The organism is Streptomyces sp. NPDC088354 (assembly GCF_044753585.1).
Taxonomy (GTDB): domain Bacteria; phylum Actinomycetota; class Actinomycetes; order Streptomycetales; family Streptomycetaceae; genus Actinacidiphila.
Genome location: NZ_JBIVNJ010000011.1, coordinates 46,497 through 66,643, shown reverse-complemented (window position 1 = coordinate 66,643; position 20,147 = coordinate 46,497). Strand labels below are relative to the sequence as shown.

Annotated in this window: 18 protein-coding genes; 9 read left to right on the top strand and 9 right to left on the bottom strand. The window is 72.8% G+C overall.

Annotation, left to right across the window (positions count from 1 at the left end):
- Positions 1 to 153: 153 nt before the first annotated feature.
- Positions 154 to 906, bottom strand: a complete 753-nt coding sequence (locus ACIP98_RS18640) for an SGNH/GDSL hydrolase family protein (protein WP_401976999.1) — start codon at positions 904 to 906, stop codon at positions 154 to 156.
- A 547-nt stretch (positions 907 to 1,453) separates the two neighbouring features.
- On the opposite strand from ACIP98_RS18640, the gene ACIP98_RS18635 reads away from it, so the two are divergent.
- On the top strand, positions 1,454 to 2,305 hold the full coding sequence (locus ACIP98_RS18635; RefSeq protein ID WP_401976889.1) for a GNAT family N-acetyltransferase: 852 nt from the start codon (positions 1,454 to 1,456) through the stop codon (positions 2,303 to 2,305).
- Between the two features lie 75 nt (positions 2,306 to 2,380).
- Here ACIP98_RS18635 and ACIP98_RS18630 read toward each other — a convergent pair whose 3' ends face one another.
- Positions 2,381 to 4,738 (bottom strand): alpha-L-fucosidase, encoded by a 2,358-nt coding sequence (locus tag ACIP98_RS18630; protein WP_401976888.1) that lies wholly within the window; start codon positions 4,736 to 4,738, stop codon positions 2,381 to 2,383.
- Between the two features lie 212 nt (positions 4,739 to 4,950).
- On the opposite strand from ACIP98_RS18630, the gene ACIP98_RS18625 reads away from it, so the two are divergent.
- The gene (locus ACIP98_RS18625) at positions 4,951 to 6,171 is read left to right on the top strand and encodes a threonine synthase (RefSeq protein WP_401976887.1); all 1,221 of its coding nucleotides are present in this window, start codon (positions 4,951 to 4,953) and stop codon (positions 6,169 to 6,171) included.
- Between the two features lie 57 nt (positions 6,172 to 6,228).
- Here ACIP98_RS18625 and ACIP98_RS18620 read toward each other — a convergent pair whose 3' ends face one another.
- From ACIP98_RS18620 to ACIP98_RS18605, 4 genes are all read right to left on the bottom strand, one after another.
- Positions 6,229 to 6,819: a TetR/AcrR family transcriptional regulator gene (locus ACIP98_RS18620; RefSeq protein ID WP_401976886.1), complete on the bottom strand. Its 591-nt coding sequence runs from the start codon at positions 6,817 to 6,819 to the stop codon at positions 6,229 to 6,231.
- Between the two features lie 587 nt (positions 6,820 to 7,406).
- Positions 7,407 to 8,234 (bottom strand): SAM-dependent methyltransferase, encoded by an 828-nt coding sequence (locus ACIP98_RS18615; protein ID WP_401976885.1) that lies wholly within the window; start codon positions 8,232 to 8,234, stop codon positions 7,407 to 7,409.
- A 74-nt stretch (positions 8,235 to 8,308) separates the two neighbouring features.
- Positions 8,309 to 9,217 (bottom strand): helix-turn-helix transcriptional regulator, encoded by a 909-nt coding sequence (locus ACIP98_RS18610; protein ID WP_319659389.1) that lies wholly within the window; start codon positions 9,215 to 9,217, stop codon positions 8,309 to 8,311.
- A 111-nt stretch (positions 9,218 to 9,328) separates the two neighbouring features.
- Positions 9,329 to 9,901 carry a response regulator transcription factor gene (locus ACIP98_RS18605; RefSeq protein WP_401976884.1) on the bottom strand — a complete coding sequence of 191 codons (573 nt, stop codon included), beginning with the start codon at positions 9,899 to 9,901 and terminating at the stop codon, positions 9,329 to 9,331.
- Between the two features lie 168 nt (positions 9,902 to 10,069).
- Here ACIP98_RS18605 and ACIP98_RS18600 point away from each other — a divergent pair, with 168 nt between their 5' ends.
- The 6 genes from ACIP98_RS18600 to ACIP98_RS18575 all read left to right on the top strand — a co-directional run bounded on the left by ACIP98_RS18600 (position 10,070) and on the right by ACIP98_RS18575 (position 14,387).
- On the top strand, positions 10,070 to 10,330 hold the full coding sequence (locus ACIP98_RS18600) for a hypothetical protein (RefSeq protein ID WP_319659392.1): 261 nt from the start codon (positions 10,070 to 10,072) through the stop codon (positions 10,328 to 10,330).
- Complete coding sequence (locus ACIP98_RS18595; RefSeq protein ID WP_401976883.1) at positions 10,327 to 11,100, top strand: polysaccharide deacetylase family protein; 774 nt, start codon at positions 10,327 to 10,329, stop codon at positions 11,098 to 11,100. The genes ACIP98_RS18600 and ACIP98_RS18595 overlap by 4 nt, the downstream gene beginning before the upstream one ends.
- Before the next feature lie 392 nt (positions 11,101 to 11,492).
- The gene (locus ACIP98_RS18590) at positions 11,493 to 12,332 is read left to right on the top strand and encodes a DUF1684 domain-containing protein (RefSeq protein ID WP_319659394.1); all 840 of its coding nucleotides are present in this window, start codon (positions 11,493 to 11,495) and stop codon (positions 12,330 to 12,332) included.
- A gap of 138 nt (positions 12,333 to 12,470) precedes the next feature.
- Positions 12,471 to 12,983, top strand: coding sequence for a GNAT family N-acetyltransferase (locus ACIP98_RS18585; protein WP_319659657.1), 513 nt, complete (start codon positions 12,471 to 12,473; stop codon positions 12,981 to 12,983).
- Entirely contained in the window at positions 12,983 to 13,474 is a 492-nt protein-coding gene (locus ACIP98_RS18580; protein WP_319659658.1) for a nucleotidyltransferase domain-containing protein, read from the top strand. Before ACIP98_RS18585 ends, ACIP98_RS18580 begins: the two co-directional genes overlap by 1 nt.
- 427 nt (positions 13,475 to 13,901) lie before the next feature.
- Positions 13,902 to 14,387: a hypothetical protein gene (locus tag ACIP98_RS18575; RefSeq protein ID WP_319659395.1), complete on the top strand. Its 486-nt coding sequence runs from the start codon at positions 13,902 to 13,904 to the stop codon at positions 14,385 to 14,387.
- Positions 14,388 to 14,412: 25 nt separating this feature from the next.
- On the opposite strand, the gene ACIP98_RS18570 is transcribed toward ACIP98_RS18575, so the two are convergent.
- The 3 genes from ACIP98_RS18570 to ACIP98_RS18560 form a co-directional block, all read right to left on the bottom strand.
- Positions 14,413 to 15,768, bottom strand: coding sequence for a mycothione reductase (locus tag ACIP98_RS18570; protein WP_401976882.1), 1,356 nt, complete (start codon positions 15,766 to 15,768; stop codon positions 14,413 to 14,415).
- A 165-nt stretch (positions 15,769 to 15,933) separates the two neighbouring features.
- The gene (locus tag ACIP98_RS18565; RefSeq protein ID WP_401976881.1) at positions 15,934 to 18,882 is read right to left on the bottom strand and encodes a carboxypeptidase regulatory-like domain-containing protein; all 2,949 of its coding nucleotides are present in this window, start codon (positions 18,880 to 18,882) and stop codon (positions 15,934 to 15,936) included.
- Between the two features lie 505 nt (positions 18,883 to 19,387).
- Positions 19,388 to 19,570 carry a hypothetical protein gene (locus ACIP98_RS18560; protein WP_401977007.1) on the bottom strand — a complete coding sequence of 61 codons (183 nt, stop codon included), beginning with the start codon at positions 19,568 to 19,570 and terminating at the stop codon, positions 19,388 to 19,390.
- On the opposite strand from ACIP98_RS18560, the gene ACIP98_RS18555 reads away from it, so the two are divergent.
- Positions 19,520 to 20,131, top strand: coding sequence for an alpha/beta fold hydrolase (locus ACIP98_RS18555; RefSeq protein ID WP_401976880.1), 612 nt, complete (start codon positions 19,520 to 19,522; stop codon positions 20,129 to 20,131). The genes ACIP98_RS18560 and ACIP98_RS18555 overlap by 51 nt on opposite strands.
- The last annotated feature ends 16 nt before the right edge of the window (positions 20,132 to 20,147 follow it).

Here is a 20,147-nt window from a genome sequence, read left to right as displayed (position 1 = left end):
CGAGCGGCTTCCCCGCCGCCGGCTCCGTCGTCGTGACAGGGCGCGCGACGGGCCCGGCACCGGCACCCGACGACCAGTGCGGCCGGGGTCCCGCCCGCGACTTCTCGCGGGCGGGCCCCCGGCCGGATGCCGGTGCTCGGTACCGGTGCGGGGTCAGCTGTTGGCGTTCAGGACGGGGTAGTAGCCGCTCGAGTGGCCGGTGGCGGTGGGGTGGTAGGACTCCCAGCTCGGCGAGATGACGAGGGAGTGCAGGTAGTCGTCGCCGGAGCAGAGCTCGTGGTTGTTGAAGGTGCCGCGGACGTCGCCGAAGACGAAGCCGTGGGCGGCCGCCCGGGCGGCGATGACGCTGTCGAGGACGTCGGCCGCCTCGTCGATCTTGCGGTGCTTGGTGTCGGAGAGGCCGACGCAGAAGACGTTGAGGGTGTAGACCCGCGGGTAGCCCAGAACGACGACCTTCGCGTTGGGGGCCTTGGCACGGATCGCGTCGTAGGTGGCGTCCAGGCGGGCCGGGAGGGTGTTACGCGCGTAGTTCTCCGCCGTGTTGACCCGGTTGACGCAGGTGGTGTCGGAGCCGGTCACACAGGTGGTCATGACGTCGGAGAAGCCCGCGTCGTTGCCGCCGATGGTGATCGAGACCAGCCCGGTGGAGGCGTTCAGCGGACCGAGCTGACTGTTGGTCACGTCGGTGGTCACCGCGCCGGAGCAGGAGGTGTCGGCGAACGAGGACGGGGCGTGGGCGTTCTTCCACAGGTACGGGTACGCGCTGAAACTCCGGTGGCAACTGCCGCTCGCACTGTCGTAGTTGCCCGCGCCGTTGCCCGCGGAGTACGAGTCTCCGAGCGCGACGTAGGCAGGGCCGGCGGCGTGTGCCGGACTCGACAGGAGCAGGCCGAACACCATGGCCATGATCAGGGTAGCCAGGGCCGACAACGACTTCGTGGGTCTCACGGAACCTCCCTGAGCGGTGAACTGACTACCACTTAGTAGCGCCAGTTCCGGCACCTTGGGAAGTGTCCATGACAATAATTCTTCCCGCGTAGATCTCGCGTTCGCCGGACGCCGAGCCGGCGTTGGCCCGGGCGTCACACTGCGGAGCGGCCTCGCCGCGGGACCGGCACGCGGAGCTGTCACAACAACCGGTGCACACCGTGGGGTCGACGGTTCAGGACGCCCTCCCGTCCGACCGCAGGTCAGGGACGCACACGGTGTGCAGCGCGACAGGACGGCACGGCAGGATGCGCGACAAACCGGCGCACCGTGTGTCCGTGGGTCATGGTGGGAGGACGCGACACACCGGAACCCGACGAGTGGTCCGCATCACAGGGACCGGTTCGAACTTTCCGCCCGGCGGCGACGTCATGTCGGTGTCCGCCGCCGCGCCCCGCGCGGCGCCGGGCCCCGTGCAGTCCGAACCGTCCGTACACGCACCAGACCCGAAAGAGCCGGTAGCCCCATGAACACCCTGGTCCACCCGTCGGTCGCCGAGCAGTCGGAGGCAGAGGCGCTGTTCCGTTTCGAGACCGGCGCTCCTGAGTCCCTCCGCGCCGCCATGGGCATGAACGCCGCACGGATCGGCGGCGGAGTCGTGCTGTCGGTGCGCAACGACCCCACCCGCTTCTGGAGCAAGGCCCTGGGCTTCGGCACGACCGGCCCCGTCACCGCCGAGCTGATCCGCGAGGTCTGCGACTTCTACCGGGCGGAGCGCACCCCGTACGCCGTCCTCCAGATCGCCCCCGCGTTCCTCCCCGAGGACTGGGACGCCATCCGCGCGAGGGAGGGCATCACCGCCGGGTCGTCCTGGGTGAAGCTCGTCGGCACGACGCAGGACGTCATCGCCCGCGCCGACGCCCTGGAGACGGCACCCGCCGGCATCACCGTCACCCCGGTGGAGCCGCAGCACGCCGCGGAGTGGGGCACGGTCCTGGTCCGCGCGTTCGGGATGCCCGAGGAGCACTACGCCGAGCTGTCCGCGTCGTCGGCCACCCAGCCGGGATGGCACGCCTTCGCCGTTTGGCTGGACGGGGAGATCGTCGGCACCGGCACCATGCACGTCCACGGCGACACGGCCCAGTTGTTCGCGGGCGCGGTCCTCCCCCACGCGCGCAACCGCGGCGGCCAGACCGCCCTTCTGGCCGCCCGCGCACGGGCGGCGCGGGACCTCGGCTGCCGTTTCCTCATCGCCGAGACCGGCACGGAGGACCCGGGCACCCGCAACCCCTCCCTGCACAACATGCTCCGGCTCGGCTTCGAGGTCGCCTACGAGCGCCCCAACTGGAGCTGGCAGCCCGCACCCGGCGCCGCCTGAGCCGGCGCGCCCGGCCCCGCGCCCTCCTCCGGCGGAGGAGGGCGCGGAGAGGGCGCGGGGCCGGCCGGGGGACGCTCAGTCGTGCCAGGCCACCTTGAAGACCCACACGTGCTCCCCCGCCCTGCGGGCCGCCTCGGGGACGTCGATCACCAGGGCCCCGTTCCGGACCGTCCAGTGCAGGGGCCGGTCGTGGCCGAGCATCGTCACCGTGTCTCCGCCGCGGACGGGCACCGGCGCCTCGACGGTGAGCCGGGCGCCCGGCCGGACCAGGCTGTGGATGTAGAAGGCCCGGTTCGGCCGGACCGTGAAGCGCAGGTCCTCGCCGAGCTGCGCCATCAGCGACCAGTACGTCGTGTCGTAGATCGCCTCGCCGTTGGTGCGCAGCCAGCGGCCGGTCTCCCGCAGCCGCCGCTGCATGATCTCCGGGATGGTGCCGTCGGCGCGCGGCCCGATGTCCAGGAGGAAGTTGCCGTTCTTGGAGACGATGTCGACGAGGCTGTGCACGACCTCCTCGGCGGTCATGTAGGCGTCGTCCGGGGTCGCCCGGTTGTATCCGTAACTGCGCGGGTCCAGGCCGCGGCTGGCCTCCCACTTGGCGACGACGGTGGTGTCGTACGTGGTGTACTCGGGCGTGGTGTAGTCGTGGAACCCGATGCCCGAGCGGTCGTTGACGGTCACGTCGACGGGCCGGTGCCGGTTCTTGGCGTGGTTGAAGTACTCGGCCAGCACGTGGACGCTGTCGTTGTCGCCGCCGATGTCGCACCAGAGCACGTGCGGGTCGTAGTGGTGGATCAGCTCCAGCATCTGCGGGGCCTGGTAGTCCCTCACGAAGTCCTTGCCGGCCGTGTAGCCGGTGTACGGCACGGACGCCAGGGTGTACGGATTGCGCGGGGCATGGCCCATCCAGGGGCTGTCGGGGTTGAACCACTCCGGCATCGAGAAGTACAGGCCGCGGCGGAGTTCGGGGGCGTACCGCCGGGAGGCGTCGAAGAGTTCCCTGATCAGGTCGCGGCGCGGGCCCAGCTTCACGGCGTTGCGGTCGGAGACCGCGCTGTCCCACAGGGCGAATCCCTCGTGGTGCTTGGAGGTGAGCACGTGGTACTGGGCGCCGGCGTCGCGGAACAGCTCCACCCAGGCGCGGGGGTCGAACTTCTCCGCCGTGAACATCGGGATGAAGTCGTCGTAGGCGAAGTCCTCGCCGTAGGTGGCCCGGTGGTAGGCGTACACCTCGTCGCCCGGGTCCTGCATGCTGTTCCAGTACCACTCGGCGTACTGCTTGCCGACCGGTGACCAGGCGGGCACCGAGTACACGCCCCAGTGGATGAAGATGCCGAACTTCGCGTCCTGGAACCAGTACGGCGCCTGGTGGCCGGACAGCGAGGTCTCGGTGGGTTCGTAGTCGGCGGTCCCCAGGGTCAGGCCGGCGCCGGCCGCGGCCGCGCGGGTGCCCCGGCCGTGCACGGTGACCGTGCCGTCCCGCCGGGTGCCGGGCGCGGTGCCGGGGCGGTTGCGGATGCCGACGCGGACGCGGGCCTGCTCGCCGGGGCCGAGGCGCCGGATACGGGCGGGCTCGACGGTCCTGGCGCCGGGGACGTCCACGGTCACGGAGACCGCGTCGTGGGCGAGGACCGCCACGGTGCCCGCGTTCAGGACGGTGGCCTCCACGCTCTGCGCGCCGGTGGACTCCAGCAGCGAGTGCGTGGAGTGCGCGTCCCTGACCAGCAGCGCCCGGCCCTCGGCCGGCGCCTGGAGGGAGAGGGCGAAGACGTGCAGGGCGGTGCGGCCCTCCTCTGCGGGGCCGACGTCGGGGAGGGTGACGGCGACGGCCTCCCGGCCCGCGTCGATCCACACCTCGGCGACCCCGATGCCGACGCTGTGCCGGTCGGTTCCGCCGCCGGGCGTGTAGCGGTACGGCGCCGACAGCGGGCCGCCGGTCGCGTACCAGTCGGCGCCGCCGAGTCCCGCGGCCGTCGTCGAACCGTCGGCGTAGTGCACCGTGGCCGTTCCGGAGGCGTTGCCGTAGCTGCCGGACGTCAGGAACAGCGCGGACAGGTAGCGGCCCCTGGGCAGGTCGATGCGCTGGCCCCTGGCGACCACGTTGTTGTACGTCCCCGCCCCGGCCGCCGGGAACAGGAAGGGGATGCCGCCGACCTCGATCCGGCCCGAGGGCAGCTCCTCACCGGGGAAGGTGTAGCCGGAACCGTCGAAGCTCCCGCCGCCGGCGGCCGCGGTGTCGATGCCGTCGTTGTCGAAGAGCGCGTCGAGCGGGACGGGCACCGGATCCGGGACGGCGGCCCAGGGGCCGGTCCCCCGCTCCCCCACCTGCCCCGCCGCTCTCTCCGCGGCAGCGGCCGGGCCGGCGAGCGGTACGGCGGCCAGGGCGGCGGCACCGGCCGCGGCTCCCAGCACCTGGCGTCGTGGATACATGGCCATGATCAGCCCCCAAAAAAGGCGACTCGATTCATCGGACGTCTGATGATTGAGCCGTACATGATTGACTGTCAACGGGGCTGACGTTCAAGGATTTTCGCGCATTGATCCGATGACAGCCGACTGACGGCGAGTTCCGGACAACGACCGCGAAGCCCTCACCCGCACCCGGCAGGTGTTCCCCCGGGCCGCCCTCCCGGGGTAGGAAGGGAGTCATGACCTTGCCCTTCAGCACGCTGACACACCTCGAGTGCGCGCGGTGCGGCCGTCGCCACGACGCCGACCGGGTGCAGAACCTCTGCGCCTGCGGCTCACCCCTGCTGGCCCGCTACGACCTGGAGCGGCTGCGCGCCTCGCTCACCCCCGCCGACCTGGCGGGGCGGGAGCCGTCGCTGTGGCGGTACCACGAGCTGCTGCCGGTCCGTGACCCCGGCAACGTTGTCAGCCTGGGCGAGGGCATGACCCCGATGGTGCCGCTGCCGCGCTACGGCCGGTCCATCGGCGTCCCGGGACTGGTGATGAAGGACGAGGGACTGGTGCCCACGGGCAGCTTCAAGGCCCGCGGCGCGGCGGTCGGCGTGGCCAGGGCCCGTGAACTGGGGGCACGCGGCGTCGCCATGCCCACCAATGGCAACGCCGGTGCGGCCTGGGCGACGTATGCCGCGCGCGCCGGCCTCGACGCGCTGATCGCCATGCCCGTGGACGCGCCCGCCATCACCCGGGCCGAGTGCGCGGCCGCGGGCGCCGATCTGTACCTGGTGAACGGGCTGATCGGGGACGCGGGCCGGCTCGTCGCGGAGAAGATCAAGAGCGACCCCGGGACCTGGATGGACGCGGCCACGCTCAAGGAGCCGTACCGCATCGAGGGCAAGAAGACGATGGGCCTGGAGATCGCCGAACAGCTCGGCTGGCGGGCGCCGGATGTCATCGTCTACCCGACCGGCGGAGGCGTCGGCCTCATCGGCATCCACAAGGCCCTGCTGGAACTGCGCGAGCTCGGCTGGCTCCAGGGCCCCCTTCCGCGCCTGGTCAGCGTCCAGTCCACCGGCTGCGCCCCCATCGTGCGCGCCTTCGAGCGGGGCGAACGGACCAGCGAGCCCTGGCAGGACGCGCGCACGGTGGCGTTCGGCATCACCGTTCCCAAGGCACTGGGCGACTTCATGGTGCTGGACGCGCTCTACGAGACCAAGGGCCACGCCGTGGCCGTCAGCGACGAGGAACTGCTCGCCGACCGGGACGCGTGCGCCGCCGCGGACGGCGCCCTGCTCTGCCCCGAGGGAGCCGCGACGCTGTCGGCGGTGCGCGTCCTGCGCGAACGGGGGTGGCTCTCGGGCGAGGAGGAGGTCGTGGTGCTCAACACCGGCGCGGCGGCCAAGTACCCGGAGACCTTCAGGATCGATCCCCCGGTCCTGGAACTCACCGACCGCATCCCGTAGGACCGGCGGGCTCGTCCACCGGGGTCCCTGACCAGGGGCCCCGGGGACCGGGGCGGCCTACGGGCGCGGCAGCAGCGACAGAGCGGTGTCGGCGATGGCGTGCAGGGACTCGGGGCTGCTGCCGCCCTTGCCGAGGGCCTCGATGCCGCGGATGACGGCGAGCAGCAGGGCGGCCAGGTGCCCCGGGTCGGCGCCGGGGGCGATGTCGCCCGCGCGCTGGGCGGCCGCGACGCTGGAGGTGAAGAGCTCCTGCAGGGCTGCGAAGGTGCGGCGGGCGATCGCCTGGACCTCCGGGTCGCGGCCGGAGAGCTCCGCCGCGCCGTTCGCGAGCAGGCAGCCGCGCAGGGCCACGTCGGCGGCGGTGGCCTCGGCGATCTCCCGCACCTGGGCGCTCAGGCGCTCCAGCGCACCCTCGTCCGGTCCCTCGAGCCGGCCGCCGATGGCCGTGACGAGCCCGTCGCAGTACTCGCGGAAAGCGCGCAGGAACAGTTGGTGCTTGTCGCCGAAGGCGCCGTACAGGCTGCCCTTGCCGAGTCCGGTGTCGCGCAGGATGTCGTCGACGCTGGTCCCCGCGTAGCCGCTCGACCAGAACCGGTCCCTGACAGCGCGCAGTACCTGGTCCTCGTCGAAGCTTCGGGGTCGTGCCATGGCCCTACCGTACCAATTCTTGACGGCGCGGTCCAGAAAGGGGTGCGGCCGGAGCGACCCCCGCACACCGCGGGGGTCGCTCCGGCTTCCCCCGCAAGGACCCGCGATGCCCCCATGGACGGAAAGACAGCCCCGGTCACACGGAGCCTCCGGCGGCGCCGGACGCACGACCGCCCAGCGCCTCGCCGGCCACCGCGGAGATCGGCCGCGCCGCGGTCGCCGTGCGGTGCGACGTGCCAGGGGCCGCCGGCCTCGACCGCGCCGGCGGAGGGCACCTGGACTCCGTGATCGCCGATGCCGGCCCAGGCGTCGCGGGCGGCCTGGCGGAGGCCGTGGCGGGAGGACGATGACCTGGTCCTCGGCGTCAGCGTCCAGGGTGTCCCGGGCACGGGGAACTCCTCACCCCGGGCCCGACGGCCGGACGCGGCATCGAGGACCCGGCCGGGCACCGGGCCGGCCACGAGTCCTCCACCCGGCGCCGCGGACCGGACACCGCTCCAGCGGGCCGGCCGGCCCGAGGAGGTCGCAGCGGCGGCCGGGTCCAGGCCCGACCGGCGGACCGGCGCCCGCCGGTCCGCCGTCGCGGACTACGGCTTCCGGGCCAGCCCGGCCGAGATCAGGTGCTCCCAGACCGTCAGTTCCCGCTCGGCCTGGCCGATCCGGGCGGTGTCGGCCGCCTCGGGCCGCCACAGGGCCGCGGGGACGATCCCGGGCTCCAGGATCTCCAGACCCTCCAGCAGGCCCTCGATCTCCTTGTCGGTGCGCCACCGGCCGCGGCCGAAGGTCTGCTGCAGGACCCGCTCGGCCTCCACGGTCTGCGGGTTGTTGCCCGACCGGAAGTGGCTGACGAAGAAGTAGCTGCCCGACGGCACCTGGTCGCGCCAGTAACCGACGATGCTCGCGGGGTCCTCGTCGTCGTTCACATGGTGCAGGATCGCGCTGAAGATGACGGCCACCGGGCGGCTGAAATCGATCAGTTCCAAGGTGTCCGCGTGCTCGCGGATGCCCTCGGGCTGCCGCACGTCCGCCTGGATCACCCGGGTGTCGTCGTTGTCCTCCAGCAGCGCCCGGCCGTGCGCCAGCACGATCGGGTCGCTGTCGACGTAGACCACCCGGGAACCCGGCGCGTGCCGCTGCGCGACCTGGTGGACGTTGTCCGCCGTCGGCAGACCGCTGCCGAGGTCGAGGAACTGCCGCACATCGGTGGTGGTCGCGATCTCCCGGATCGCGCGGACCAGCGCGGCGCGGTTGGCGAAGGCGATCGCCACCGAACCGGGCATGTCCCGCTTGAAGACGTCACCGATCTCCCGGTCGACGGCGTAGTTGTCCTTGCCGTCGAGCAGGTAGTCGTACACGCGCGCGATGCTGGGTCTGGTCTGGTCGACCCAGGAATCCTGATCCGTCATGCCGGCCATCCTTCTCCACACCGCCGCTGCCCAACCACCCTTGTGCGCAAGGATAGTGTGCCGATCCGACGGCGTGCCGGCCGTCAGCCGAGACGGTCGATCAGGCCCGCCAGCAACCGGGCGGAGTTGCGCGGCGGCTCGGCCTCGGCCGCCAGCCGGTCCATGACCGTCAGGTAGTGCTCCACGTCCTCCTGCTTGTCCAGATAGAGGGCGCTGGTCAGCTGCTCCAGATAGACGATGTCGGGCAGCGCGGGCTCGGAGAACCGCAGGATCGTGACCGGGCCGCCCGCCGCGGCCAGGCCGCCGACGTCGAACGGGGCGATCTGCAGCGTCACATGCGGCAGCCTCGCGGCCTCGATCAGGTACTCCAGCTGACCGCGCATCACCTCGACACCGCCGAGCGGCCGGCGCAGGCACGCCTCGTCCAGCACCACCCACAGGCGCGGCGCGCCCGGCCTGGCCAGCAGCTTCTGACGGGTCATCCGCATGGCGACGCGACGCCCGACCTCGCTCTCCGTCGCCCGGGGGTGGCCGAGCCGGGTGACCGCCCGGGCGTAGGCCTCGGTCTGCAGCAGCCCGGGCACGAACTGCACCTCGTACGTCCGGATGGTGTGCGCGGACTCCTCGAGACCGATGTGCGTCTCGAACCAGCCCGGCAGGACGTCGGCGTACTGGTGCCACCAGCCCGGGGTGTTGGCCCGGCGGGCGAGGCCGAGGAGCTCACCGCGCTCCTGCTCGTCACTCACGCCGTACAGGGTGAGCAGATCCGCGACGTCGCGCTCCTTGAATCCCACCCGGCCCAGTTCCAGGCGGCTGATCTTCGCGTGCGAGGCTCGGATCGCGTCCCCCGCGGCCTCGCGGCTGATGCCCCGTTCCTCGCGCAGCCGGCGCAACTGCGTTCCCAGCACGATGCGCAGCACCGTCGGGCCGCCCTGGGGCGTGTCGGTCCAGGAACGGGCCGCGGCCTCGCCCCCCGGCCCAGCAGCGCTCATCTCGACTCCCCTGAACGACTCTTCAGGACCCAGTGTTCCACTGCCGGGCCCGCGCCCGCAGGCCCACCGCGCAGAACGGCGGTGCGTTCCGGGGCACGGCCGCCCGACCGGTCAGACCAGCCCCGCGCGGTAGACCAGCAGGGCGATCTGGACCCGGTTGTTCAGGCCGAGCTTGGTCAGGATGTGGGAGACGTGCGACGTGACCGTCGGCAGGCTCATGAAGCACGAGGCGGCGATCTCCGCGTTGGTCATGCCCTGGGCGACGGCGAGGGCGACCTCCCGCTCGCGCTCCCCGAGCAGCCGCAACAGCCCCACGAACGGCCGCGCCGGTACCGGCAGCAGCGCGAAACCGCTGACCGCCGCGGTGACCCGGCCCGGACGGCCGGCGGCGACGGTGAACAGTGCCACCAGCAGCGGGACATCGGTCGGCCATACGACGGCCAGGACGACGAGCGTCACAGCCAGTGCCACCGGAAAGCGCCTGCGCCAGTACAGCGCCACGCACGCCAGAAGCGGTACGGCCGTGCCCCGGGCTCCCACCCCCCAGTCGGGCGGCAGGAGCCAGGACAGCGCGGCGTGCGCCGACAGATGGGGATAGACCGGCGGACCGGCCGCGTCGGCCCGCGCCACGAGCCCGTCCCCGAGACGCGGCCGCTCGCGCCACACCTGCCGAAGATCGATCACGCTCGCCACGGTAATTGCGCCGCGCCCGACGGCCAACTCCCGACGACACGCGCGGGGAATTCCTGTACCAAAGGATGAAGGCCGCCAGGACCTGGTGGTTCCTCCGGCCGCGACACCGTCTCCCCCTGGCCGAATTCCCCGGTCCCGCATTTCCGTAATGTGAAGGCCATGAACCTCGAGCAATTCTCCCACCGCCTTTCCCGGACCGAGATCGCGGCCATGGTGGCCGCGCTGCTGGGAGTCGTCGTCACGGTCTACGCGGCCGCGCACATCATGGAGCGGATCTGGGCCCACGCGACCCTGGCCCTGATCCAGGTGCCCGGACTCGGTGCGGGCGTCGTGCTCGCGGCGGGCGTGGTCCTGCTTCTGGCCGCCCCGGCCCTGCTCCGCCGAGGGGTCCGGCGCGCCCACCCGGACCTGGACTCGTGACGCTGCGGACCGGACGCGCCGTCCGTACCGCCCTCGCCCTGGTCACCGCGGCCGTCGCGGCATCGGCCGCGGCGTGCACGTCACTCCACGGGGTGACGTCCCCGCGCGGCGCGCGGGAGGCCGCGGAGGCGGCCGGGACGCCGGGCCCGCAGCGGCCGGTGGACTGCCGCACCGACAAGTGCGTCGCGCTCACCTTCGACGGCGGCCCCAGCAGACCGACCCCGGCACTGCTGGACGTCCTGAAGGAAAAGCACGTCCACGCCACCTTCTTCCTCCAGGGAAAGGGCCACACGGACACCTATCCGAAGACGGTGCTGCGCATGGCCCGCGAGGGCCACGAGATCGGCAACCACACCTGGTCGCACAAGAACCTCACCACATTGGACGAGAAGGGGATCACCGGCGAACTCGTCCCCGTGCAGGAGGAGGTGCGGGCGATCACCGGACACACCCCCACGCTGATGCGTCCCCCGCAGGGCCGTACGGACGACAAGGTGTCGGCCGTCGTGAAACGGCTCGGTCTGGCGCAGGTGCTGTGGAGTGTCACCGCGAAGGACTACGCCACGACGGACACCAAGACGATCATCCGCCGCGTCCTGGACCAGACCCACCGCGACGGGGTCATCCTCCTCCACGAGCGGTACAAGGGAACGACTCCGGCCGTGCCCGTCATCATCGACACCCTCCGCGAGCGGGGATACACCGTGGTCACCTTCTCCCAGCTGCTCGCCCCGGCGGTCCCGCGGCCCGGCGTCGTCTACCGCCCCTGAGGCGTGCGGCGGCTCGTCAGGACCGGTCGCCGACAAGCCGCCGCGGTCGTTCCCCGCCCGTGCCGCCGGGTTCCGAACTCGGGGCCGGCGGCGGCGGGCAGCGCGTCCGCCAGGGCGGAGACCCCAGGGTCGCCGTCGACCCTCGGCGCGGGTGTGTCCCCAGGTCGTCCCGGGTCGTGCCGGATCCGCCGGATGCCGGGGTCGACGCGGTCGGTCTCCGGGTCGCGGCGCGGCAGGACGTGGCCGGCGAGGCGCTCCCGTCACCGTGCGACCCGCGGCTGCCGCGGAGCGTTCCGGGGCCGCCGGATTTCCCGTCGCTCCGGGGATGACGCGCCGGGCCGGCGGGGTTGTACGGGGTGGGACGGAACACAGCGCCTGGCCAAGGAGCGGACATGACCGTGCAGGACACCGACCGGACCGACCTCGGCGATCGGGCGGCCTTCGCCGAGGAGTGGGAACGGTGGCACCGCGCCAAGGAGGACAACCTCGCCGGGCCGCACGGCTTCCTGGCGATCACGAGTCTGCGCTGGCTCGGCCCGGAACCCGAGCGCTTCGACGACGCCCCCGGCACGTGGTCCGCCGCGGGCGACCGCGTGGTGGTCGATCTCGCCGAGGGCGAGGAGCTGACGGTCGACGGCACTGCGGTGCACGGCCGCCACGACTTCGGGGTCATCGGTGAGCGGGACAGCGTGTACGCGGGCCACGGCGACGCGGTGATCGAGGTCGCCAAGCGGGGCGGACACAACATCGTGCGCCCCCGCCATCCCGGCAGCGCCCTGCGGACCGCGTTCACGGGCACGCCCGCCTATGCCCCCGACCCCCGCTGGGCCCGCGAGGGCCGCTTCGTGCCGTTCGACACCCCGCGCGCGGTCACCGTGGGCGCCGCCGTCGAGGGCCTGGAGCACGTCTACGACTCCCCCGGCCAGGTGGAGTTCGAGCTGGACGGCGCGACGCACCGGCTGACCGTCTTCAACGGCGCCCGGCCCGGCAGCCTGATGGCGCTCTTCACGGACGCCACCTCCGGGGTGACCACCTACGCCGCCAACCGCTCGCTCCAGATCGACGCGCCCGGCCCCGACGGCCGCGTCCACCTCGACTTCAACCGCGCAGCCAACCTGCCCTGCGCCTACACCGACCTCGCCACCTGCCCCCTCCCGCCCGTCGGGAACCGCCTTCCGGTGGCCGTCGAGGCGGGCGAGAAGATCCCGTTCGAACGCGGCGGCCGGGGCTGAGCGCGGTCCCCTTCAATTCGCTGGACGTGCCGGGGGCCGGTCGGCGACCATCCGCGGGTGGCCGATGACGTCGATGACCGGGGACCGCTCGCGCGCGGCCCGCAGCACGTCCGTTTCGTGGAACTGTCCGGCGCCGTGATGTCCGCCCTGCTCGAAGGAGACCTCTCCGGGGCCGGCGCGGTCGCGGGCGTTCCCCTGACCGAGTACTTCCTGACCGACCGGGCACGGTGGCTGTGGCGGTACCGGCTCGGTCAGATGGCCGCCGATCCCGGCCGCGCGCGGTGGATGGTGCGGCAGGCGGTCGTGGCGGACGGCGGTCCGGTCGTCGGACACGCCGGTTTCCACGGACCTCCCGACGAGACCGGCATGGTCGAGATCGGCTACGCGGTCGCCCCTCCCTTCCGTCGCCAGGGATACGCCCGCTCCACCCTGGCCGAGTTGCTGCGCCGCGCGGCGGCGGAACCGTCGGTCACGACCGTGCGGGCGGCGATCGCCCCGGACAACGTGGCGTCCCTGGCCACGATCGCGGGTTTCGGCTTCGTCGAGGTCGGCGAGCAGTGGGACGAGGAGGACGGGCGCGAACTCGTCTTCGAGGTCCCGGCCCGCCCGGTCCGTGGGACCGCGACGCCGGCGCCGGGGGGCCCGGCATGATGACCGCCGCCGACGTCCTGTCCGTGCTCGCCGTGCTCCGGCGGGCGGGGACGGACGTCTGGATCGGTGGCGGCTGGGGGGTCGACGCGCTGGTCGGTGAGCAGACACGTCCGCATCGCGATCTGGACCTGATGCACCGCGTGGAGCAGGAGCCGGCCGTCGTCGCGGCCCTGGCGGACGCGGGGTTCGCCGAGACCCTGGACTGGCGGCCGGTGCGGTTCGTCGTGACGGACCCGCTCGGGCGGGAACTCGACCTCCACCCCCTGTCCTTCGCCGCGGACGGGTCCGCCGTGCAGTCCTCCCCCGACCCGGAGCACCCCTTCCGCTATCCCGCCGCGAGCTTCACCACCGGCACCGTCGGGGGAACAGCGGTCCCCTGCCTGTCCGCCGAGCAGCAGGTCCACTTCCACCAGGGCTACGAGCCGGCCGACCGCGACCGCCACGACATGGCCCGACTCCGGCGCGCCTTCGGCATCGAGACCCACTTCTGACGCCCGCCCGCACCGGTGGCGCCGCTGCCGCCGGCGGTCCGCCGACCGTCAACAGTGTCAAACGGTGTTATGGAGATTCGGTGTGCACATCGAAGTGTCCGGACACCGAACACGCTCAGCACGCCCCCCATATCATCCCCTATGCGGTCAAAGCATGACTCCCGCAGCCTCTTGCGGGTGGGGACCGCGCCGCGGGCAATCAACACTGTCTGCTACGTTCCCCATGGCTCGACAGTGAGGTCGGGCCCGGGCGGTGGGTGACAGCGGTGCGAACGCCGGGCACCACCACGTGCCGTGACCAGTCCGCACGCCCTCCCCGCACGCCCTGGCGTGTCACACCACCGCTGCGGCGGGCGGATCGACCCGACCGATCAAGCCCCCGGCGACCCGCACCACCGATCCACAGCACGACCTTGGGAGCACATCCGTGCGGAAAGCACCCCTGCCCGCCGTACTCGTCACCGCCGGCGCCGCCGCACTCGTCTCGGCCGCCGCGCTCGGCGCCTTCGCCGTGGCGCGTTCGCACGGCTCGGCCTCCGGACCCGGCGACGGGGCGGACGCCGCGGGCGGCCTGCGCGTCGGCGCCACCTGCACGTCCGACTTCGCCTTCGCCACCGAGGTCTCGTGCGGGCTGGCGCACTTCGGGGACGTCCGCCGGCACTGCTCCGGTACGAGCACCGCGAACTGCCCGCGGACCCGCTCCGTCACGCTGAAGAACACCGGCAGGACGCCGGTGCGGCTCGTGGCGATCAGTGGATCGGCGCCGGGCGAACGCCACGAGACCGTCTCCCGCACCCTCCCCGCCGGCGCGTGGGAGGTCCTGGGGCCGCGCGCGGGTGACGCCTTCCTCTTCGACATCGTCCTCCGGTCGGACGGCGGCCGGGCGACGGTGTCCGTCACCGGCGTGTCCTGACCCGTTCCCGACGTGACACGAGACGTCACAGGGCCAGCAGCGCCTGCTCCACGACCTCGGTGAGGGCGGGGTGGATGTACAGCGCGTCCTGCGCGACGTGGTCCACGCTCTGCACCAGGGTCACGGCCTGGATGAGGGGCTGGATGAGCGTCGCGGCCTGGGGTCCGATGATGTGGGCACCCAGGAGGGTGCGGTCGGCCGGGTCCGCGAGGAGCTTGACGAAGCTGGTGGTGTCCTCCAGCGCCCAGCCGTAGGCCGCGTCGCCGTAGTCGCGGACGCTCACGAGGCAGTCGATGCCGCGGCGGCGCGCCTCCTGCTCCGTCAGGCCGACACTCGCGATCTGCGGATGCGTGAACACCGCGTGCGGCACGCCCTTGGTGCCGAGGGTGCGGATGTCGTCGGGGTGGAGCAGGTTGTGGCGCACGAGGCGCACCTCGGCGTTGGCCCGGTGCTTGAGCTGGAAGTGGTTGGCGACGTCTCCCAGCGCCCACACCCCCGGTACCGACGTGCGGCATGCGGCGTCGGTGGCGATGTGGCCGTCGCAGTCCAGTTCCAGTCCGCCTGCCTCGGCGTCCAGCCGGTCGGTGTTGGGCCGGCGGCCCACGGACACCAGCATCGCCTCGGCCTCGACGACCTGTTCGCCCTGCGGGCCCCGCACGGTGACCGCGACACCGTCGGCGGTGCGTGCCACGGAGACGGCTTCGGTGTCGAGCAGGACACGGTGGCGTCGTGCGGCGAGTTCGGTGAAGCGTGCCGACACCTGCTCGTCCTCGGCCATCAGCAGCCGCGGCCTGTGCTGAATGATCGTCACCTCCGCCCCGAACGCGTCGAGGACGTGGCCGAACTCGGCCGCGATGAAGCCTCCGCCGAGGACGACCAGGGACGCGGGCACCTCGTCGATCCGCATGATGGAGTCCGAGGTGTGGAACGGAACGGTGTCGAGCCCGGGGATGTCGGGGATCACCGGCCGGGACCCGACCGCCACGACGATCGTCTCCGCGCCGATCCGCTCGGAGCCGACCTGGAGCACCTTCGGCGCGACGAAGCGGGCCGCGTCGGTGTACACGTCGACGCCGCTGCCTCGACGGTAGTCCACCGCGGCCTCGTGGAGCGGGTCGATCCGTCCGAACACCCGGTCGCGGACGGCGCGCCACTCCACGGGCTCCACCGTGGCGTGCACGCCGAGCCGCGCGGCCTCCCGCGCGTCCATCACCGCGTCGGCGGCGACGACCAGCATCTTGCTGGGGATGCAGCCCCTGTTGAGGCACGTGCCGCCGAACCGGCCGGGATCGACGGCCGCGGACCGCAGATGGGCGAGTTCGTCGCCGAACAGCATGTTGCCGCTGCCCATTCCCAGAACCACGAGGTCGTAGTGGAGCACGTCCGTCCGCCTTCCCTCACCGCCGAGTCCTTTTCGTCCCGATTCTCGCCCCTGCGGTGCCGTCCGCGCAGCGGACCACACCGCCCCTGGGACACGTTGTCCCCGGCCGGGCCCCGGCACGAGTGCCGAGGCCCGGCCGGGGACGGCCGCGGGGATGACGGGTGATCAGGCGCCGTGTCCGTGGGCCGCGGTGACGTGCAGGGTCACCGGGACCGGGGCGACGGCGTAGGGGGTGTCGCCGGTGAGCGTGATCTGCGTACGGTAGTCGCCCGGCGCGGTGACGTCCGGGGAGGCGGAGTCGAGGACGAGGGTGACGGTGGTGCGCCGGCCCGGCTCCAGCGTCACCTGGAAGACGCCCGGCGTCAGCCAGCCGGTGCCGGAGGGCTGGGCCAGACGGACGGTCACCGGCGCGGTGCCGGTGTTGGCCAGGCGCAGCCGTGCGGTCGTGTGCCGCCCCTGGACGACGGTGCCGCTGATCGTCTGCGGGGTGGCGGTGACACGTCCGGCGCCGGGGGCCAGGTCCGTGCGGGTCACCCGGTCGGCACGCACCGTGGTCCGCTCCGTCGCCGTGGCGTAGCCGGACGCCGTCGCGCCGAGGGTGTGCTTGCCGGGACCCGCGGCGAACAGGGTGTAGAAGCCGTCGCCGACGGCCGGGTCCTCCGGGGTCGCGGTGGTGGTGGCGGTGGACTGCGGGTTCCCGAGGTCGGTGACGGTGGCGCCGACCAGGCCCGCGTGGGTGTTGGCGTCACTGACGGTGCCGACGGCCAGACCGCCGGGGGTGGGCACGAGGGTGCGGGTCGCGACGAAGACGTCGTCGATCGCCCAGTGGTAGCCCCAGTTCGCGACGAAGTGGAAGCGCAGCTGGACGGCCTTGTGCCCGGCGAAAGCGCCGAGGGCCACGTGGAGCGTGCGGTTCTGCGCGGTGTCGCTTGACTTGGGCGAGGCCCAGGCGTTCGTCCAGGTGGCGCCGCCGTCGGTGGTGACGTCCACGCTCATCTGCTGGTTGTTCGGGTTGTACCCGTACTCGGTCCTGAAGGAGAGTTCGGCCGACTGTCCTGCGGAGAAGTCGTAGACCGGGCTGATGAGTTGGCTGTCCTGGTGCGGGCCGATCGGTCCGTTGTCGCTCTCGGCGACCGCGAAGGCGCCGCTGCCGCCGGTGAGGTTGCCGCGCTGGATCGGGTCGTCGAACTCCCAGCCGCTGTCGGTCCCGGGGGCGTTGACGACGCTCCAGCCCTGCGGGGCGCCGGCGGTGGAGTCGAACGTCTCGGTGCCGCCGACGCGTTCGAGGCTGTAGCCGACGGCGGTGGCCGCGTCGGGGTCGGCGGTCAGCGCGACGTCGGCGGTGACGGACCTGTGCCCGACCGTGACGCCCTGCTCCCGCGCCTCGTAGCCGGGCAGGCTGCTGGTGACGTCCAGGGTGTAGTCGGCGCCCTGGGGCAGGTCCAGCCGGTACGCGCCGGTGACCGGGTCGGTCCACACCGGGGCCTCCGGCGAACCGGCCACCGTGATCTTCGCGTAGAGCGGCCAGCCGTGGCCGGAACCGTCGGTGACCGTGCCGCGGACGTGCTCGCGCGGGATCGGGGTGAGCGCGACATCGCGCGTCAGGGACTGGCCGTCGGCGACGGTCAGGGTGACCGGGTCGGCGGCGGTGTAGCCGAAGGCCTTCACCGTCAGGTCCTTCACGGTGCCGGCGGGCAGGTCGAGGGTGTACGCGCCCTCGGTGTCGGTCGTGGTGACGTCCAGCCCGGAGCCGACGGTCGCGCGGGCGACCGGCTTGCCGGTGGCCGCGTCCTTCACGGTGCCGGACAGCGTGCCGTGCGGACCGCTGCGGAAGGCGGCCAGGCCCGCGGGCGTGCCGAGGCCCGTCGGTCCGTCGTAGCCGGGGCCGCCGGTGCACAAGTAGGCGACGGCGCAGGTGCCGTTGGAGCCGGTGGTGACGTCGTTGAGGCCCGCGCCGCCGGCCGCGTAGGGGTAGGCGTTGGGGTACGTGCCCGGGCGCGGGGGTCCGGCCAGGGCGTAGAGGGAGGCGATCACCGGAGTCGCGACGCTGGTGCCGCCGTAGCGCTGCCAGCCGGTCCCCTGGTCGCCGAACGTCAGGTAGACGGCGACGTTGTCGGCCACGGCGGAGACGTCCGCCACACTCCGCCCGGTGCAGCCGGTGTCCTTCTGGAAGGCAGGCTTGACCTGGTTCTGCGCGCACCCGGAGCCGGGTCCGTAGTTGTCCCGGGCCCAGACCGTCTCCGACCAGCCGCGGGCGGACCCGGGGTCGGCGGTGAGGGTGGTGCCGCCGACGGCGGTCACGGTCGGCAGGGTCGAGGGGAAGGAGACCCCGTACTTGTTGTCGCCACTGGCCGCCACCACGGCGACACCCGGGTGGTCGTACGAGGCGCCGTAGGTGGCGAGGTCGTCGGCGGAATCACCGGGCCGGCCGTAGGAGTTGGAGACGTACTTCGCTCCGAGGGAGACGGCCTCGTCCACGCCGGCGGCGAGGTTGTCCAGGCCGTCGTTGTCGGTCTCCACGAGCAGGATGTGCGCGCCCGGGGCGGCCGCGGAGACCATGTCCAGGTCGAGGGCGATCTCCCCCGCCCACCCCTGGCTGGGCTGCGGGTAGGAAGTGCCTCCGCGCTGGTCGACCTTCCGGAAGCAGCCGTTGGCCGTGGTGCAGGGCGCCAGACCGTACTGCTGGCGGTAGACGGCGAGGTCGGCCTCGGCGTTGGGGTTGTCGTAGGCGTCGACGATCGCGATCGTCTGCCCCGCACCGCCGTCCGCGGGCAGGTTGTACGCGCTCTGGATGTCCTGCGGGCCCAGGCCGGCCGGGGTCGCCGAGGCGCCGAGGCGGAGGAGCGGCGGCTGACCGGTGGCGCGCAGCGCGTAGCAGGCGGCACGGCCCTTGGCGGGGGCGTCGCAGACGGGTTCGAGGTCGGGCGCGGTGTCCGGCGCGGCAGTTGTGCGAGCGGCATGGGTGACCGCGTGCACGACGGGGGTGGTCGGCCGGGCCTGTGCGGCCGGCTGGAGGCCCAGCGCCGCCAGGGCCGCGACGCCGAGGACGGCGGCGGCGCGACCGATTGCGCGGAAGGCCGGTGCGGCACTTCTCGCGGAGGGGGATATCGACACAATCAACCAATCCGGACAGGGCCCCGAATTCGGGGCCGGTGACGGCGGATTCACCGATCCGCCGACGAACCATTACCGGACCCGCATTGACCGTGTGTCAATACCTCGCTTGGTGCCGTCACATGTCGCCGCCCTTTTGATGCGCATGATTCGAGCCACGGGTAAAAACGTTCCCAAAACTCGGCTCAACGTGCGGCCGGGCAACCCGGCGCGGCCGGATACGTCCTGGTGAGCAGCGTGATCCCGGACGAAGAGGCATCAGTGGCCATGAACGCGGGCAGACCGCCCGGCGCCGCACGGCCGGTATCGGGGAATTCCCGCCGACCGGGCTTCTCATATGTGCAGGCGCACATCTTCCCCCGGGTACCGGGTTGCCACGGGCGGCGGCAGCGGGCGAGAATCCGGTGCGGCCGACAAATGAACCGTGCACCGGCCAATCGGAAATGCGGTCATGGGACGGAGAATTCCCCGTGTCCGCGGGCGGTCCCCGGGGACGGCGGTCGCGTCAGAGGCGGACGGGCACCCGCGCCTTCGCGTTGAACACCGGTGTGGGCAGCGGTTCCAGCGCGTCGGCGGGCTCGGCGAGTTCCAGGTCGGGGAAGCGCGCGAAGAGGGCGGGCAGGGCGATCGCCGCCGCGTGATCGCCCTGGACCACCGCGGCCACGGACGGTCGGAGAGGCCCGCCCACGGCTACCGGGTCTCCCGGCTCGCCATGGACCTGCACGACCTGTGCGACGCCGCCTTGCTCGGACACTCCCTGGGCTGCGCGGCGCTCTGGTGCCACCGGGACCTCTTCGGCCGCGACCGCACCGGGCGCCTGGTCCTGGTCGACCGGTCGCCCGTCGTCGCGTCGCAATTGGCCGGTGCCGGGCAGGAGCCCCCGCCGCCGCGGTGTTCACCCCGGAACTGGCCCTCGGCATCGCGGCGGGGCCGCGCGGCAGCGCCGCCACCGCGGCCGCCACCGCGCGGGCCGTCGCCGACATGCTGCACAGCCCGTCCCTCGACGAGAACCACGTGCGGTGGCTCGTGGAGCAGAACCGGCTGCTTCCGCCGCGCCACGCGGCCGACCCGCACCTGGACCACTACGGCGACGACTGGCAAGACGTCCTGCCCCGCATCACCGTCCCGGCCCTCGTCATCGGCGGCGAGCTCAGCCTTTTCCCGCCCGGCACGACCGAGTGGGTCGCCTCCCTCATCCCCGGGGCGCGCGCACACGTGTTCTCCGCGCAGGAGGCCGGCAGCCACCTGATGTTCTGGGAGAACCC

Excerpts from the sequence above, each read along its gene's own strand:
- ACIP98_RS18630 (WP_401976888.1), bottom strand. The coding sequence starts at position 4,738 with ATGGCCATGTATCCACGACGCCAGGTGCTGGGAGCCGCGGCCGGTGCC.
- ACIP98_RS18610 (WP_319659389.1), bottom strand. The coding sequence starts at position 9,217 with ATGAGCGCTGCTGGGCCGGGGGGCGAGGCCGCGGCCCGTTCCTGGACC.
- ACIP98_RS18585 (WP_319659657.1), top strand. The coding sequence starts at position 12,471 with ATGTCCGCCCTGCTCGAAGGAGACCTCTCCGGGGCCGGCGCGGTCGCG.
- ACIP98_RS18615 (WP_401976885.1), bottom strand. The coding sequence starts at position 8,234 with ATGGCCGGCATGACGGATCAGGATTCCTGGGTCGACCAGACCAGACCC.
- ACIP98_RS18590 (WP_319659394.1), top strand. The coding sequence starts at position 11,493 with ATGACCGTGCAGGACACCGACCGGACCGACCTCGGCGATCGGGCGGCC.
- ACIP98_RS18620 (WP_401976886.1), bottom strand. The coding sequence starts at position 6,819 with ATGGCACGACCCCGAAGCTTCGACGAGGACCAGGTACTGCGCGCTGTC.
- ACIP98_RS18600 (WP_319659392.1), top strand. The coding sequence starts at position 10,070 with ATGAACCTCGAGCAATTCTCCCACCGCCTTTCCCGGACCGAGATCGCG.
- ACIP98_RS18640 (WP_401976999.1), bottom strand. The coding sequence starts at position 906 with ATGGCCATGGTGTTCGGCCTGCTCCTGTCGAGTCCGGCACACGCCGCC.
- ACIP98_RS18635 (WP_401976889.1), top strand. The coding sequence starts at position 1,454 with ATGAACACCCTGGTCCACCCGTCGGTCGCCGAGCAGTCGGAGGCAGAG.
- ACIP98_RS18625 (WP_401976887.1), top strand. The coding sequence starts at position 4,951 with ATGACCTTGCCCTTCAGCACGCTGACACACCTCGAGTGCGCGCGGTGC.
- ACIP98_RS18580 (WP_319659658.1), top strand. The coding sequence starts at position 12,983 with ATGACCGCCGCCGACGTCCTGTCCGTGCTCGCCGTGCTCCGGCGGGCG.